Origin of the sequence: Peribacillus sp. B-H-3 (assembly GCF_048572925.1) — a bacterium.
GTDB lineage: Bacteria > Bacillota > Bacilli > Bacillales > DSM-1321 > Peribacillus.
Map to the genome: position 1 here is coordinate 2,115,323 of NZ_CP183879.1, position 15,597 is coordinate 2,130,919.

A 15,597-nucleotide genomic window follows, 5' to 3' on the forward strand; every position below is an offset into this window, starting at 1 on the left:
AATGAAAGACTATAAAAGATTATGGTTTTTCATTTGAACTTTCAAAAATTTCAGGCTTCACTGGCAATCTAATGAATGGCACTCATCTTTTTAGGAGCTGATTATAATTGGAATATGTAATTGAGATGCTTAATATCCGAAAGGAATTTCCGGGAATCGTAGCCAACGACAATGTCACGCTGCAGGTAAAAAAGGGTGAAATCCATGCTCTCCTTGGGGAAAATGGAGCAGGTAAATCTACCCTTATGAACGTCCTTTTTGGGCTATATCAGCCTGAAAGGGGAGAAATAAAGGTTAAAGGAAAGCCAGTAAAAATCACAAACCCGAATATTGCGAATGAATTGGGAATTGGGATGGTGCATCAGCATTTTATGCTAGTTGATCCTTTTACAGTAACAGAAAATATCATTCTTGGAAAAGAGCCTTCTAAAGCAGGGAAGATTAATTTAAAGACTGCCAATAAAGAAGTTCACGGCTTATCTGAACGCTACGGCCTGAGTGTCAATCCGGAAGCTAAGATTTCAGATATATCTGTCGGCATGCAGCAGAGAGTTGAAATCTTGAAAACCCTTTACAGAGGGGCGGAGATTCTGATTTTCGATGAACCTACAGCGGTCCTGACTCCTCAGGAAATAAAAGAGTTAATGGCTATCATGAAAGCTCTTGTCCAAGAGGGGAAATCTATTATTCTTATTACCCATAAACTTAAAGAGATAATGGAAGTATGTGATCGGGTTACAGTCATCCGCAAAGGTCAGGGGATTGGCACGGTTAATGTAAGTGAAACAGATCCGGATGCCCTGGCAAGCCTTATGGTTGGGCGGGATGTTGTATTCAAAACAGAAAAAAGTGAAGCAAATCCGGCAGGCCAGGTGCTGGAAATATCAAGCCTTAATGTAAAAGACTCGCGGGGAGTTTATGCAGTTAAAAATTTGAATCTTTCTGTGAGAGCCGGTGAAATTGTCGGTATTGCTGGTGTAGATGGCAACGGGCAGTCAGAACTTATCGAGGCGATTACCGGTCTTAAAAAATCCGAATCTGGAACGGTAAAAATCGACGGAAAAGAAATCCAAAATCAGTCTCCAAGAAAAATAACTCACTCGGGAGTAGGACATATTCCTCAGGATCGGCATAAACATGGGCTAGTACTGGATTATTCCATTGGAGAAAATATCGTATTACAGTCATACAAGGATCAACCTTTCTCAAAAGGAGGCATTCTGAAATACAACAAGATTTATGAAAAAGCCAGGGCATTGATCAGTGAGTATGATGTCAGAACTCCAAGTGAATATACACCGGCAAGAGCCCTTTCAGGAGGCAATCAGCAAAAAGCGATAATCGGCCGTGAAGTGGACCGGAATCCGGATCTTTTGATTGCAGCACAGCCGACAAGGGGTCTTGATGTCGGAGCCATAGAATTTATCCATAAACGTTTGATTGAGCAGCGGGACCAGGGCAAGGCTGTTTTGCTTATTTCCTTCGAGCTTGATGAAATCATGAATGTAAGTGATCGAATAGCAGTAATTTATGAAGGTGAAATAGTAGCCATCGTCAATCCAAAGGAAACAACAGAGCAGGAACTGGGCTTACTGATGGCAGGAAGCAAGAGAATGGAAGCAGGTGGGGCGTCACATGTCTAAGAAACTATTAAACTTATCAATTCCGGTTATCTCTGTATTGCTTGGCCTTATTGCAGGTGCCATAATCATGCTTGTCAGCGGATATGATCCTATTGCGGGCTATTCGGCAATGCTTCAAGGAATTTTTGGTGAAAGCTATTATGTCGGGGAATCCATCCGGCAGATTACTCCTTATATTTTGTCTGGTCTGGCTGTTGCTTTTGCTTTTAGAACAGGACTATTCAATATCGGGGTTGAAGGTCAGCTGATTGTTGGCTGGTTCGCTTCAGTATGGGTGGGACTCGCATTCGACCTGCCCAAGGTGATCCATTTGCCGCTTGCCCTGCTTGCAGGTGCGCTCGCAGGTGCTTTATGGGCATTCATTCCCGGACTATTAAAAGCAAGGTTTAGGGTCCATGAGGTTATTGTGACCATCATGCTGAATTATACTGCCCTGCATCTGACCAATTACTTGATTGCCAACGTTCTGACAGACAAGAAAGACCAAACGGATCCTATTCATAACAGCGCATCCCTAAGTTCTGGCTTCCTTCAGGGAATAACGGATTTTTCAAGGCTGCATTGGGGTATTGTCATTGCGATTATATGCGCCATAGTGATGTGGTTTATTCTTGAGAAAACAACAACAGGATTTGAATTAAAAGCTGTAGGATTTAACCAGCATGCTTCTGAATACGCAGGAATGAGCGTAAACCGCAACATTATCATGTCGATGGTTATCTCTGGGGCGTTTGCAGGGCTTGCCGGCTCCATGGAGGGACTTGGAACGTTCGGATACGCTGCCATCAAAAACGGTTTTACAGGGGTAGGCTTTGACGGCATAGCCGTTGCACTTCTCGGAGGCAATACAGCCATTGGCGTGGTGCTCGCAGCCATGCTATTTGGAGGATTGAAGACTGGGGCGCTGAATATGCCGCTTGCAGCAAATGTTCCAAATGAAATAGTTGATATAGTAATAGCTTTAATTATCTTTTTTGTTGCTTCAAGCTATTTCATTCGCTTGATAATAAATCGTTTTTCCAAGAAGGGGGTGAAATAAGTGGATTTTTATCAAATTCTGCAAATTATCGTACCAGCTATGATCGCTCTTGCAGCTCCACTTATCTTCACTGCGCTAGGCGGCGTTTTCTCAGAACGGACCGGTGTAGTCAACATCGGGCTGGAAGGATTAATGGTCATTGGCGCATTTGTCAGTATCGTATTTGATTTAACGTTCGCAGATCAGCTGGGAAGCTGGACACCATGGATTTCAGTAATTGTTGCCATGGTTGCAGCCATGATTTTTTCCCTTCTTCACGCTGTGGCTACCATAACCTTCCGTGCCGACCAGACAGTCAGCGGTGTCGCCATCAACTTGCTTGCCGTAGGATTAACACTGTTCCTTGTAAAGCTGATTTATGGGAAAGGCCAGACAGATGTAATTCAGGCTACTTTTAATAAAGTTGATATTCCTGTATTGAGTGATATACCGGTTATCGGAAAAATCTTTTTCTCAGACGGTTATTATGTGTCTTATATTGCAATTTTGCTTGCTATCGCTGTATGGTATATTATCTATAAAACTCCAGTGGGACTGCGTATCCGTGCAGTGGGTGAACATCCAATGGCAGCAGATACTATGGGAGTCAGCGTTTTTAAAATCAGGTATTTAGGCGTCATGCTATCTGGCGCTCTTGGCGGAATCGGCGGTGCCGTTCACGCATTGACAGTAACAAATGACTTCAGCCACTCAACCATCAATGGACAGGGCTTTATGGCGCTGGCTGCCATGATATTCGGAAAATGGCATCCGCTTGGCGCAATGGGAGCTGGACTATTCTTCGGATTAGCGCAAAGCTTGAGTGTTGTCGGAGCGAGCTTGCCGTTTTTCAAAGATATTCCGCCGGTTTACCTGCTCATTGCCCCATATGTGCTGACCATTATCGCACTTACAGGATTCATCGGACGGGCAGATGCTCCAAAGGCATCCGGCCAGCCATATATTAAAGGAAAAAGATAATGTTCCATCACTAAAGAACCTGGCAGATGCCGGGTTCTTTTTTTGACTCCTTTTCTTATATATTTTGGTTTTTTAAAGTGTTCTGTGATGCCCATTCCATTATTAAATCAGGCTGATGCGAGTATCCTGGAGCGAAATTCAACTGCCATCTTCCATAGCAATAAAGTTTATGGAAACAGTTTTTTTCCGAAAGATAAAAATATAATAATATTATGTAAACTGAAAGCGAATAAAATTCTTCCAGCTTGCATGAAATTTCCTTTGCCATGTATATTTGAAGTAGATGTTTAAAAGCAGTGTAACTGCTAACACTAACACAAAATGGCTTTAATATAGAAAAGGAGGACGATTTGATGGCAATTGCTTCAGATCTTATCAGGAAAATACCTGGCTGCACACTTCACATCGTACCAACAGATAAATATAAAACGAATACCATTGTTTTTAAAATGAAGGCGCCTCTTGAAGCAGAGACGGTTACAAAGCGCGCCTTGCTGCCTTATATACTGCAGAACAGCTCTCATAAGTATCCAACAACTCCTTCTTTCAGGTCGTATCTGGATGAATTGTACGGAGCTAGTTTTTATGTAGATACTGCAAAAAAAGGGGAAAATCATATAATCAGTTTTACGATTGAAATCGCCAATGAAAAATTCCTCAGTGATTCTGAACCGCTGCTTGAGAAGGCGATTGCACTTTTATCGGAAGTGATATTTCATCCAAAAAAAGATGGAGAGTCTTTTGCTTCTGAGGCTTTTACAAATGAAAAAAGATCGCTTAAACAGCGTATTTCTTCTGTTTACGATGATAAAATGCGCTATGCAGCTACAAGACTTGTAGAAGAAATGTGCAAGAATGAACCCTATGCCCTGGATGCTTCCGGCAAAATGGACGATCTTGAAAGCATGACTCCCGATTCTTTATACACATATTATGTTCAAGCGTTAAAAAATGATCAAATTGATATTTATGTAATAGGTGACATACAAGAAGATCGTACAGAGCAATTAATTAAAACCTATATAAAGCTCGAAGAAAGGACTTCTGTTTCAAATAAAAGCGTACAGAAGCATCCTGGAGAAGCGAATGAAGTGATTGAAACACAGGATATTAAACAGGGAAAGCTGAATGTTGGCTACAGAACCAATGTTTTGTACGGAGACCCTGAATATTATGCACTTCAGCTATTTAACGGCATTTTCGGCGGTTTTTCACATTCCAAGCTATTTATCAATGTCAGGGAGAAAGCAAGCCTTGCCTATTATGCTTCATCAAGGGTTGAAAGCCACAAAGGCCTATTGATTGTGATGTCAGGGATTGAAAATGAAAATTACGATCAGGCGATGAGAATCATCCATGAACAAATGAAAGAAATGAAAGAAGGAAATTTCTCGGATGAAGAGTTATCCCAGACAAAAGCTGTAGTGAAAAACCAGCTCCTTGAGACAATTGATGTTGCGAGAGGCCTTGTGGAAATACTCTACCATAATATTGTGGCAGGAACGGATATTTCGCTGGACGACTGGCTGGAGAAAACAGAACAGACTACGAAGGAAGAAGTTCTTTCAATTGCAAAAAAAATCGAGCTTGATACTGTATATTTCTTAACAGGAAAAGAGGTGGAGGCATGATGGAGAAGATTACATTTGAACAGCTCGAGGAAGAGTTGTTTCATGAAAAAATGGAAAATGGCCTCGAAGTGTACATATTGCCTAAAAAAGGTTTTAATAAGTCATATGCAACCTTTACCACTAAGTATGGATCTGTAGATAATCATTTCATGCCGCTTGGCAAAAATGAATTCTTGAAGGTACCGGATGGCATTGCCCATTTCCTTGAGCATAAGCTTTTTGAAAAAGAAGATGGAGATGTTTTTCAGCAGTTCAGCAAGCAGGGCGCTTCTGCAAATGCATTCACTTCTTTCACAAGGACTGCTTACCTGTTTTCCAGTACATCAGATTTTGAAAAGAATCTAAAAACACTGGTGGATTTTGTACAGGAACCTTATTTTTCGGATAAGACCGTCGAAAAAGAAAAAGGCATCATCGGGCAGGAAATTAATATGTATGACGATAATCCTGATTGGCGCCTGTATTTCGGGTGCATTGAGAATATGTATAAGCACCATCCGGTTAAAATTGATATTGCAGGCACGGTTGCTTCCATTGCTGACATTACAAAAGAACTCCTGTATGAATGCTATGGCACATTTTATCATCCCAGCAACATGCTGCTGTTTATAGTCGGACCAGTAGACGCAGGGAAGCTTATGGAAGATATCAGAAATAATCAATTAAGCAAGGATTATAAAGATCAGCCTAATATTCAGAGGAAGTTTGAGGAAGAACCCCCTGAAGCTGACAAAAAGAGCCAGACCATCAGAATGAACGTCCAGACCCCTAAGGTAATGGTCGGTGTAAAAGCGGTAAATGTAAATCAGTCAGGAAAAGAAATGCTGAAAGCTGAATTAGCAGCCAATCTTCTTTTGGAAATGCTTTTCGGAAAAAGCTCTCCCCTGCATGAGGAGCTGTATAATGAAGGGCTGATTGATCAAAGCTTTTCTTATGATTATACCCAGGAGCAAGGTTTTGGCTTCGCATTGGTAGGCGGAGACACAGAACAGCCTGAGCAATTGACCGAAAAACTCAGGACTATTTTGTTAAGCGCTAAATCAGGGAAGGGCATTAGCGAGGATAGCTTAAGCAGGACGATTAAAAAGAAAATAGGATCTTTTCTCCGTTCCTTGAATTCGCCTGAATATATAGCGAATCAATTTACACGCTATGCTTTTAATGATATGAACTTGTTTGATGTGGTTCCTGCCCTTGAAGAAATATCCTTCAAAGATATCCAAAAAACGGCAGCTGAATTAATTGATGAAGACAGAATAACCGTTTGCCAGGTCCTGCCTAAGTAAAGAATAACTGGATAATATTAAAAGCCCTTTTAGCATATAAAAGGGCTTGAGTCCATTCTTATTTTACTGGCGGGTATAGGAAGAAGAATTTGATGATTGTTGAATGAGGTGAAATACACTTGCCTCCCGGGGAGCAGCAATAATGCGGGATACTACAGTGTTATACAGGGCGGAAAACAACAGATTTAATAAAAGAAGACGGGGGAGAGTAAATGGAAAAAAGATTTGTTCTTGTGACAGGAGCAAGCGGAGGAATTGGCAGGGCAATTTCAACAAAACTTGCACACGAAGGCTATTCTCTTTATTTACATTATAATAAAAATCGGCAGGGCGCAGAGCAGCTTGCTAAAGAACTTCACCACCTCGATATAGAACTAATTCCTGTGCAGGCCGACTTGGGGGAACCGAATGGGTATAAAATACTTGCTCAAAACATCTTCAGTCTTCACTCAGTTGTTTTAAACAGCGGAATGAGCCATTATGGCCTGATTTCCGAGGCTGACCATGAAACGGTCAGGCAAATGGTCCAGCTGAACATAACGAGTCCCTATGAGCTCACAAGGGAACTGCTGCCAAAGCTGTTCAATCAGGAGTCTGCTTCCATTGTGGCGATAACCTCCATTTGGGGACAAACCGGTGCTTCGTGCGAGGCACTATACTCGATGGTTAAAGGAGGACAAAATGCTTTTGTGAAAGCCTTAAGCAAAGAATTATCCTTAAATGGAATAAGGGTGAATGCAGTGGCACCTGGAGCAATTTCCACTTCTATGATGGAAACATTTTCACTGGATGAACTTGAGTCAATAAAAGAACGCGTTCCAATGGGAAGAATTGGCCTTCCTGATGAAGTGGCAGAGGCTGTTTCTTTTTTGCTTTCCCAAAAAGCATCCTACATTACCGGACAAATACTTGGAGTGAATGGCGGCTGGTATACATAATTTTTTTTTTAGCAGGTGAATAATATATCACTTTCCTTCACACAATAACTCTGTACTACACGAAGGAAAGGATGATCACAAATGTCTGTACTGGAAAATTGGGATCAATGGAAAAACTTTTTAGGCGACAGATTAAATCAAGGACAAAAACAAGGTCTTGAACAAGAATCAGTCAATCAATTGGCATTTGAAATCGGGGATTATCTTGCCAAGCAAGTAGACCCTAAAAACGAACAAGAGCGTGTTTTAGCAGATCTGTGGTCTGTGGCAAACGAAGATGAAAAACATGCTATTGCTTCCATGATGGTCAGATTAGTTGAAAATAATGGAACTGGCCAGTAAGAAAAATGAAGCCGGGAACAAGTGCTGCAACAGCCTTGCTCCCGGCTCTTTTTGTGCTGTATTTTCCAAACTTCCTTTTGCCGTAAAACATCATTGTATCAGAAATTTAAAAGCAAAGGATTAATTCATGTAAATTATTCATTTTATTTCCATGTACCCCTATATTATCCTGTAATGAACAGTGTTTTTTTTCAGCTTATTCTTGTTTATGCTAAAACCTGAAAATGAATTGCTTTTTAGAAAGGTTTTCCCTTTTAACTTGCTGTAAAATGCTATATTATAGAAGCTAGACTAGAATGATATACTTTTATAGGGGGAACCCGTCCGGACTGCTGGAGCGCACTTTGTGCCCGGTTTACTATAAGAGGATTGATCCTGGCATTGGGAGTTGGTTTAATGGAGACTAAAGAGTGGTATTTTGAATACGAAATACAAGTGAACCGCCCTGGTTTATTAGGCGATATTTCTTCATTGCTTGGAATGCTGTCCATAAATATTGTAACGATTAACGGAGTGGATGAAGGCAGGCGAGGGATGCTCTTATACGCTGAAGACCAAAGGAATATCGAGAGGTTTGAGTCCATTCTTTTAACCATGGATACAATCAAGGTGATAAAGCTTAGAGAACCCAAACTGCGTGACAGGCTGGCAGTCAGGCATGGACGATATATCCAAAGAGATGCCGATGAAAAGAATACTTTCCGCTTTGTCAGGGATGAGCTTGGATTGCTTGTAGATTTTATGGCAGAGCTGTTTAAGCAAGAAGGCCATAAGCTAATAGGAATCAGAGGGATGCCCCGGGTCGGAAAAACAGAATCAATTGTAGCATCGAGTGTCTGTGCAAATAAAAGGTGGCTGTTTGTTTCTTCGACATTATTAAAACAGACCATTCGCAGTCAGCTGATTGAAGATGAATACAATAATGATAATCTATTTATCCTAGATGGCATCGTTTCTACAAGAAGAGCCAACGAAAGGCACTGGCAGCTTGTGAGGGAAATCATGCGATTGAATGCTGTAAAGGTGATTGAACATCCTGATGTATTTGTACAGAATACCGAATATAAACTGGATGATTTTGATTACATTATTGAACTTAGGAATAATCCTGAAGAGGAAATTACATATGAAGCAGTTGAACAAAATGGGCGATTTTCAGACTCTGATTTTGGTTCATTTGATTTTTAAAATGGTAGGTGTTTTATTTGACGGAATTAGGAAATAGGCTTAAAGAAGCAAGAGAAGCAAAAGGAATGAGTCTGGATGATTTGCAGGAAGCCACTAAAATCCAGAAAAGGTACCTGATAGGCATTGAAGAAGGAAACTATGATATGATGCCTGGCAAGTTTTATGTCCGCGCATTTATTAAGCAGTATTGTGAAGCGGTCGGGCTGGATCCAGAAGGTATTTTCGAGGAATACAAGAATGATGTGCCTGCAGTCCATCATGATGAATTGCCGGAGCAGCTTTCAAGAGTGCAATCGAGAAAAACCATTTCACCTGGAACATCAAAATTCATGGAGCTTTTTCCAAGGATTTTGGCAGCAGTTTTTGTTATTGGAGCATGCATCCTCATTTGGGTGTTAATATCTAAATATGTGAACAATTCTGACGAAAAAACCAAAAAAAACGAAAACAAGACAAGTCAATCTGTGGACTATAATGAAAACAAAAACTCGCCTCTGAAAAAAAATGATCAGAAAAAAGGAACTGCCGCAAAACAGGAAGATAAAAACACAAAAACGGAGAAGCCTGCTGCCGAAAAACCGGTTCAAGCATTAACGAAAACCAGCATAAGCGGCAAGAATTCCACCTATACCCTCAAAAATGCCAAGAGCTTTAAGCTTAAGGTAGCATCTAAAGGGCAAACCTGGGTAGGAGTCAAAAATGGAACTGGAAAACTGTTTTTCCAGGGCATTCTGAAGAAAAATGAAAGCAAGGATATCGATTTTTCAAATGAAGCAGAAGCAGTCATTATAATTGGTAATGCTAGTGATACTGAGATATCTGTAAATGATGAAAAACTGGAATATGCGATTTCTCCTTCAAAAATGGTCACTCAAACTATCACAATCCAGTTTGATAAGTCGAAATAGTCATCTTTAAGGTGACTATTTTTCACTTCATTGTTTAATGGGGGCATGTAAGGTAAACTGCTGAAATTGGTTGATTGCCAATTTTTTGCTGTTTTTTTTCTGTATTTCCTCATGAAATATTTATCAACAGTAAAACATACTAATTGTAAGCACATATTTGGAGGGTAAAACTGTGAATCTGCCTAATAAAATTACTATCTCAAGAATTTTTTTAATACCTGTATTTATGATTATCATGTTAGTTCCATTCTCTTGGGGCTCTGTTTCACTTGGAGATTTTACGCTGCCGGTTACACACTTGATCGGGGCAATCATATTCATCGTTGCATCGGCTACTGACTGGATAGACGGTTATTATGCACGAAAGCTGAATCTTGTTACTAACTTCGGGAAATTTCTGGATCCTCTTGCTGATAAGCTTTTGGTTTCTGCAGCACTGATTATTCTGGTTGACCTTAATCTGGCAGAACACTTATCATGGATTGTCATCATTATCATCAGCCGTGAATTTGCGGTTACAGGGCTGCGCCTGATTCTTGCCGGAACCGGAGAAGTTGTGGCAGCCAATATGCTTGGCAAAGTAAAGACATGGACTCAGATCATTGCTATTGCGGCATTATTGCTGCACAATTTCCCTTTTGAATTCATTTCATTTCCTTTTGCTGAAATTATGCTCTGGATTGCCCTGATCTTCACTGTTTGGTCCGGGCTGGATTATTTTGTTAAAAACAAGGAAGTTTTCAAAAACTCCAAATAAGCTGCCTTAAACGAAAGCGGCATTTTAAGGGGACCGAGAAACCAGGACTGCTTCTGGCATTCTCGGTCCTTAGGCCGTTTTAAAGCCGGTGAGATAAGCGGTAATTGTTTACCTCGCCATACTTTAGGTAAATATATGGTGTGAATGATTATAATCGGGAGGTTCTTTTAATGGATGCAGAAATCATTGCAGTGGGATCTGAGCTGCTTTTAGGGCAAATCGCAAATACAAATGGGCAATTTCTATCCAGGCAATTTGCAGAAATGGGAATCAACGTTTTTTACCATACTGTTGCAGGAGACAATGCCGGACGGCTGAAATCGGCTATTGAAGCAGCAGAAAAAAGAGCAAACTTAATTGTTTTCACAGGAGGGCTGGGGCCGACAAAAGACGATTTGACAAAAGAAACAATTTCAAAGCATTTAGGGAAAAAACTTGTCTATGATGAGGCGGCATTAGCTTCCATTAAAGCCTATTTTCAAAAAACTGGGCGTGAAATGACCGAAAATAATAAAAAGCAAGCACTCATACTAGAAGGCTCGGAGGTTTTGCCCAATGATCACGGCATGGCGCCGGGAATGGTGCTGGATTCCAATGGGAAATCATATATGCTTCTCCCCGGACCCCCGAAAGAAATGAATCCAATGTTCGTTTCATACGGCCATAAAAGCTTGATGGGCAAACTTGATAAACATGAAATTATTGAATCAAAGGTTCTTCGCTTTTTCGGAATCGGTGAAGCTCTGCTTGAGACAAGAATTGCTGATTTACTGGATGGACAAGGCAATCCGACAATTGCGCCTCTTGCCTCTGATGGAGAAGTTACATTAAGAATCACAGCTAAAAACGAATCCAGGGAAAAATGCGCTGAGCTAATCCAGCAGGCTGAAAAGAGCATTATGGAACGGGTTGGCAAGTATTACTATGGCGAGGGAGATACCTCGCTTATTAAAGAGCTGGTTAAGGAAATGACTGCAAGAGGACTTACAATTGCATCAGCTGAAAGCCTTACTGGCGGCATGTTTCAGGAACAGCTTACAACCATTCCAGGAGCAGGGAAAATTTTCAAGGGCGGTGTGGTTGCCTATTCAACAGAAGTGAAAGAGAAAGTGCTGAAGATCACTCCAGAAACCATTTCTTCACATGGAGTTGTCAGCATGGAATGCGCCGGGGAAATGGCCGTAAATATCAGGACGATGATGGATGCGGACGTGGGCATCAGCTTTACTGGTGTGGCTGGGCCTGACGAACAAGAAGGAAAGCCTGTTGGTACGGTTTTTATAGGAATTTCAATTGGTGATAAGAAACCAATTATTGAACGGTTGAATCTTTCAGGCAGCCGGGCTCAGATCCGGATGAGAAGCGTGAAATATGGATGCCGCTTTCTGATTCGCCGTTTAAAAGATCTTATCTGAGCAATGTGTTTTTGCCGGCTATCTTTGGTGTTCATAAAGGGGGGCAATCGAATAAACAGATTTTGAGGAAAAAGGATATTTTTCTTTCATTTATGTTTTGGAAATCAAATGTTCCCCAGGCCAAAACGTTATTTTGCTTTTATTCTTAGAGATAAAAAAAACGAATGAATGTTCGTTTTTTTGCTTGGCAAATGAAAGAAAAAAGTATATAGTAGAGATAGGTTATGAGATGAGCTGCAATTGTTCAAAAGCTTGATTCAAGATAGCAGCATCACTGATAACACTGCCCCGGAAACAAAAGACGGTGCCTGATTAGCAGGCGGAAGAACAACAAATACATCAGGAAATGCTTACATTTAAATAGAATGAATTTTGGCTGGATATCCGGCTGATAGATTATAGAGGAGGAACTTTAGTGGGAGATCGTCAAGCGGCATTAGAAATGGCTTTAAAACAAATTGAAAAACAATTCGGCAAAGGTTCAATCATGAAATTAGGAGAACAGTCAGACCGGAGAATATCCACTATATCCAGCGGCTCGCTTGCACTGGATGTAGCGCTCGGAGTTGGCGGTTATCCCCGCGGCCGAGTAATTGAAATCTATGGCCCGGAAAGTTCAGGTAAAACAACAGTTGCACTGCATGCTATTGCAGAAGTACAGGCAAATGGGGGACAGGCAGCGTTCATTGATGCTGAACATGCTTTAGACCCGGCGTATTCCCAAAAATTAGGCGTTAATATAGATGAGCTGCTGCTTTCCCAGCCGGATACCGGCGAGCAGGCATTGGAAATTGCAGAAGCACTAGTGCGAAGCGGCGCTGTGGATATCATTGTTATTGACTCTGTTGCAGCCCTAGTTCCTAAAGCAGAGATTGAAGGAGAAATGGGAGACTCCCATGTGGGTCTCCAGGCAAGATTGATGTCCCAGGGTCTAAGAAAGCTTTCTGGTGCGATAAACAAATCCAATACGATTGCTATTTTCATAAACCAGATCCGTGAAAAAATCGGTGTGATGTTCGGAAATCCCGAAACGACTCCGGGGGGACGTGCTCTAAAATTCTATTCCACAGTCCGTCTTGAAGTAAGACGTGCTGAACAGCTAAAACAGGGCAATGATGTAGTGGGAAATAAGACAAAAATAAAAGTTGTAAAGAATAAGGTTGCCCCTCCATTCCGCCAGGCAGAAGTTGATATTATGTATGGTGAAGGTATTTCCCGTGAAGGTGAAATCATTGATATGGGCTCTGATCTTGATATTGTACAAAAAAGCGGATCATGGTATTCATACAATGATGAGCGTCTTGGCCAAGGACGAGAGAATGCAAAATTGTTCTTGAAAGAAAACAAGCCCCTTCAGCAGGAAGTTGTTAAGAAAATCAGGGATCATTATAGCCTCGATGGAGAACATTTTACTGAAGCAGAAGAAGATGACCAAAACGGATTAGAATTGGAAGATTGAAAATAGGGGGGCTAAGCATAATGCTTGGCCTCTTTTTTTATACTTTTAGATATACAGGAATGAGGGTTAAAGCCTGGGACAGAAGGAGGCTGCCAATTTGGGTTTTCTGGCATAACGGAGCATTTGCCTGCTTGCAAGTGATGCTTTGACATTTGTAAATATACAGCATGGTTGCCTGTTAAGACAGAGATCATGCAGAGAAAATGTTTCATCCTTCTGAATATTCATAAACAGTAAGGTCAACCCCTTGACAATAAAATTTCTCAACTATACAATTAACATGTATATTTTACATTTTTTCAAACTGATACTTTAAAAAGCCAAGTGCTGTGTATTGAAGTTATGTACAATGTACTTGCTGACAGTTCAAATTAATGATGTAAAAAAAAGTTCATAGCAAGGGAGGTGAAACGATGGAACCCATAACAATCATCTCCATTTTGCTTGGCCTATTCGTCGGTGCAGTTGTTGGCTATTTTGTGCATAAAACAAAGTCTGAAAACAAAATAGCAGGGGCTAGAGGCTCTGCAGAACAAATCCTTGAGGATGCTAAACGTGAAGCGGACGCCTTGAAAAAGGAAGCCTTATTGGAAGCAAAAGACGAAATTCACAAGCTTCGTTCTGATTCTGAACGTGAAGTTCGGGAACGAAGGACTGAATTGCAAAAACAGGAAAATCGATTATTGCAAAAAGAAGAGAACCTTGACCGTAAAGATGATACGTTAGATAAACGTGAAAACCTTTTGGAAAAGAAAGAAGATTCTCTGAACCAAAGACAACAGCATATTGAAGAGATGGAAAGCAAAGTGGACGAGATGGTTCGTAAGCAGCAAACAGAGCTGGAGCGTGTATCGAGCTTAACACGCGAAGAAGCGAAGTCGATTATTATTGATCGTACTGAGAATGAACTGGCACATGATATTGCACTTATGATTAAAGAAAGTGAAAATCGCGCCAAAGAGGAATCCGATAAAAAAGCGAAGGAAGTTCTTTCTCTGGCTATTCAGCGTTGTGCGGCTGATCACGTAGCAGAAACCACCGTTTCTGTCGTGAATTTGCCAAATGATGAAATGAAGGGCCGTATTATCGGCCGCGAAGGGCGAAATATCCGTACGTTAGAAACACTGACAGGCATTGATTTAATTATTGATGATACTCCTGAAGCAGTTATTTTATCCGGATTCGACCCGATCAGGCGCGAAACTGCTCGATTGGCACTGGAAAAACTGGTGCAGGATGGACGCATTCACCCTGCCCGCATTGAAGAAATGGTAGACAAGTCCAGGCGTGAAGTGGATGAGCATATACGTGAAATTGGTGAACAAACCACTTTTGAAGTTGGTGTTCACGGGCTCCATCCGGATCTCATTAAAATTCTAGGACGATTGAAATTCCGTACAAGCTATGGACAAAACGTTCTGAAGCATTCTATTGAGGTTGCCCAATTGTCAGGTTTATTAGCTGCCGAGCTGGGTGAAGATGAAACCCTTGCCCGCCGCGCAGGTTTGCTGCATGATATCGGAAAGGCAATTGACCATGAAGTGGAAGGAAGCCACGTGGAAATTGGCGTTGAACTTGCTACTAAGTATAAAGAACACCCAGTAGTGATTAACAGCATTGCTTCCCATCATGGCGATACTGAGCCAACCTCAGTCATAGCCGTTCTAGTAGCTGCCGCTGACGCTCTTTCTGCCGCAAGGCCTGGAGCACGCAGTGAAACACTGGAAAATTACATCCGCAGACTTGAAAAGCTGGAGGAAATCTCTGAATCCTATGATGGAGTCGAGAAGTCATTCGCTATCCAAGCTGGCCGTGAGGTAAGGATTATGGTCAAACCTGAACAAATCGATGATTTAGAAGCGCATCGTCTTGCAAGGGATATCCGGAAACGGATTGAAGAGGAATTGGATTATCCGGGACATATTAAAGTCACAGTCATCAGGGAAACCAGGGCTGTGGAATACGCAAAATAAACAAAGCGGAGATTCTCCGCTTTGTTTATTTTTTTTCTGCGGTATATATCAATTGCCA

Annotated in this window: 13 protein-coding genes; all 13 read left to right on the forward strand. The window is 41.3% G+C overall.

All coding sequences use genetic code 11. The annotated features are described in order from the left end of the window. Positions 1–107 precede the first annotated feature (107 nt). The gene (locus ACN6MY_RS10460; protein ID WP_419883874.1) at positions 108–1,643 is read left to right on the forward strand and encodes an ABC transporter ATP-binding protein; all 1,536 of its coding nucleotides are present in this window, start codon (positions 108–110) and stop codon (positions 1,641–1,643) included. Then, the gene (locus ACN6MY_RS10465; protein WP_419883875.1) at positions 1,636–2,682 is read left to right on the forward strand and encodes an ABC transporter permease; all 1,047 of its coding nucleotides are present in this window, start codon (positions 1,636–1,638) and stop codon (positions 2,680–2,682) included. Before ACN6MY_RS10460 ends, ACN6MY_RS10465 begins: the two co-directional genes overlap by 8 nt. Positions 2,683–2,721: 39 nt before the next feature. Next, a complete protein-coding gene (locus ACN6MY_RS10470) occupies positions 2,722–3,642 on the forward strand; it encodes an ABC transporter permease (RefSeq protein ID WP_419884134.1) in 921 nt (306 codons plus the stop codon). A gap of 353 nt (positions 3,643–3,995) precedes the next feature. Next, positions 3,996–5,273, forward strand: a complete 1,278-nt coding sequence (yfmF, locus tag ACN6MY_RS10475) for an EF-P 5-aminopentanol modification-associated protein YfmF (protein WP_419883876.1) — start codon at positions 3,996–3,998, stop codon at positions 5,271–5,273. After that, positions 5,273–6,559 carry an EF-P 5-aminopentanol modification-associated protein YfmH gene (yfmH, locus tag ACN6MY_RS10480; protein ID WP_419884135.1) on the forward strand — a complete coding sequence of 429 codons (1,287 nt, stop codon included), beginning with the start codon at positions 5,273–5,275 and terminating at the stop codon, positions 6,557–6,559. Before yfmF ends, yfmH begins: the two co-directional genes overlap by 1 nt. A gap of 212 nt (positions 6,560–6,771) precedes the next feature. Continuing rightward, the gene (gene ymfI / locus ACN6MY_RS10485) at positions 6,772–7,497 is read left to right on the forward strand and encodes an elongation factor P 5-aminopentanone reductase (RefSeq protein WP_419883877.1); all 726 of its coding nucleotides are present in this window, start codon (positions 6,772–6,774) and stop codon (positions 7,495–7,497) included. Positions 7,498–7,578: 81 nt separating this feature from the next. Further along, positions 7,579–7,839: a DUF3243 domain-containing protein gene (locus ACN6MY_RS10490; protein ID WP_419883878.1), complete on the forward strand. Its 261-nt coding sequence runs from the start codon at positions 7,579–7,581 to the stop codon at positions 7,837–7,839. Positions 7,840–8,235: 396 nt separating this feature from the next. Next, entirely contained in the window at positions 8,236–9,027 is a 792-nt protein-coding gene (locus ACN6MY_RS10495) for a DUF3388 domain-containing protein (RefSeq protein ID WP_419883879.1), read from the forward strand. Between the two features lie 8 nt (positions 9,028–9,035). Continuing rightward, positions 9,036–9,935, forward strand: a complete 900-nt coding sequence (locus tag ACN6MY_RS10500; RefSeq protein ID WP_419883880.1) for a helix-turn-helix domain-containing protein — start codon at positions 9,036–9,038, stop codon at positions 9,933–9,935. Positions 9,936–10,161: 226 nt separating this feature from the next. Further along, entirely contained in the window at positions 10,162–10,692 is a 531-nt protein-coding gene (pgsA, locus tag ACN6MY_RS10505) for a CDP-diacylglycerol--glycerol-3-phosphate 3-phosphatidyltransferase (protein WP_419884136.1), read from the forward strand. 170 nt (positions 10,693–10,862) lie between these two features. Further along, entirely contained in the window at positions 10,863–12,107 is a 1,245-nt protein-coding gene (locus ACN6MY_RS10510) for a competence/damage-inducible protein A (RefSeq protein ID WP_419883881.1), read from the forward strand. A 415-nt stretch (positions 12,108–12,522) separates the two neighbouring features. Then, entirely contained in the window at positions 12,523–13,566 is a 1,044-nt protein-coding gene (gene recA / locus ACN6MY_RS10515; RefSeq protein ID WP_419883882.1) for a recombinase RecA, read from the forward strand. 413 nt (positions 13,567–13,979) lie between these two features. Further along, positions 13,980–15,539 carry a ribonuclease Y gene (rny, locus tag ACN6MY_RS10520; RefSeq protein WP_071350694.1) on the forward strand — a complete coding sequence of 520 codons (1,560 nt, stop codon included), beginning with the start codon at positions 13,980–13,982 and terminating at the stop codon, positions 15,537–15,539. Positions 15,540–15,597 lie beyond the last annotated feature (58 nt).

Coding starts and splice junctions, on each gene's coding strand:
- rny (WP_071350694.1), top strand. CDS start 13,980: ATGGAACCCATAACAATCATCTCCATTTTGCTTGGCCTATTCGTCGGT.
- ACN6MY_RS10510 (WP_419883881.1), top strand. CDS start 10,863: ATGGATGCAGAAATCATTGCAGTGGGATCTGAGCTGCTTTTAGGGCAA.
- ACN6MY_RS10490 (WP_419883878.1), top strand. CDS start 7,579: ATGTCTGTACTGGAAAATTGGGATCAATGGAAAAACTTTTTAGGCGAC.
- ymfI (WP_419883877.1), top strand. CDS start 6,772: ATGGAAAAAAGATTTGTTCTTGTGACAGGAGCAAGCGGAGGAATTGGC.
- pgsA (WP_419884136.1), top strand. CDS start 10,162: ATGATTATCATGTTAGTTCCATTCTCTTGGGGCTCTGTTTCACTTGGA.
- ACN6MY_RS10495 (WP_419883879.1), top strand. CDS start 8,236: ATGGAGACTAAAGAGTGGTATTTTGAATACGAAATACAAGTGAACCGC.
- ACN6MY_RS10470 (WP_419884134.1), top strand. CDS start 2,722: ATGATCGCTCTTGCAGCTCCACTTATCTTCACTGCGCTAGGCGGCGTT.
- yfmH (WP_419884135.1), top strand. CDS start 5,273: ATGGAGAAGATTACATTTGAACAGCTCGAGGAAGAGTTGTTTCATGAA.
- yfmF (WP_419883876.1), top strand. CDS start 3,996: ATGGCAATTGCTTCAGATCTTATCAGGAAAATACCTGGCTGCACACTT.
- ACN6MY_RS10465 (WP_419883875.1), top strand. CDS start 1,636: ATGTCTAAGAAACTATTAAACTTATCAATTCCGGTTATCTCTGTATTG.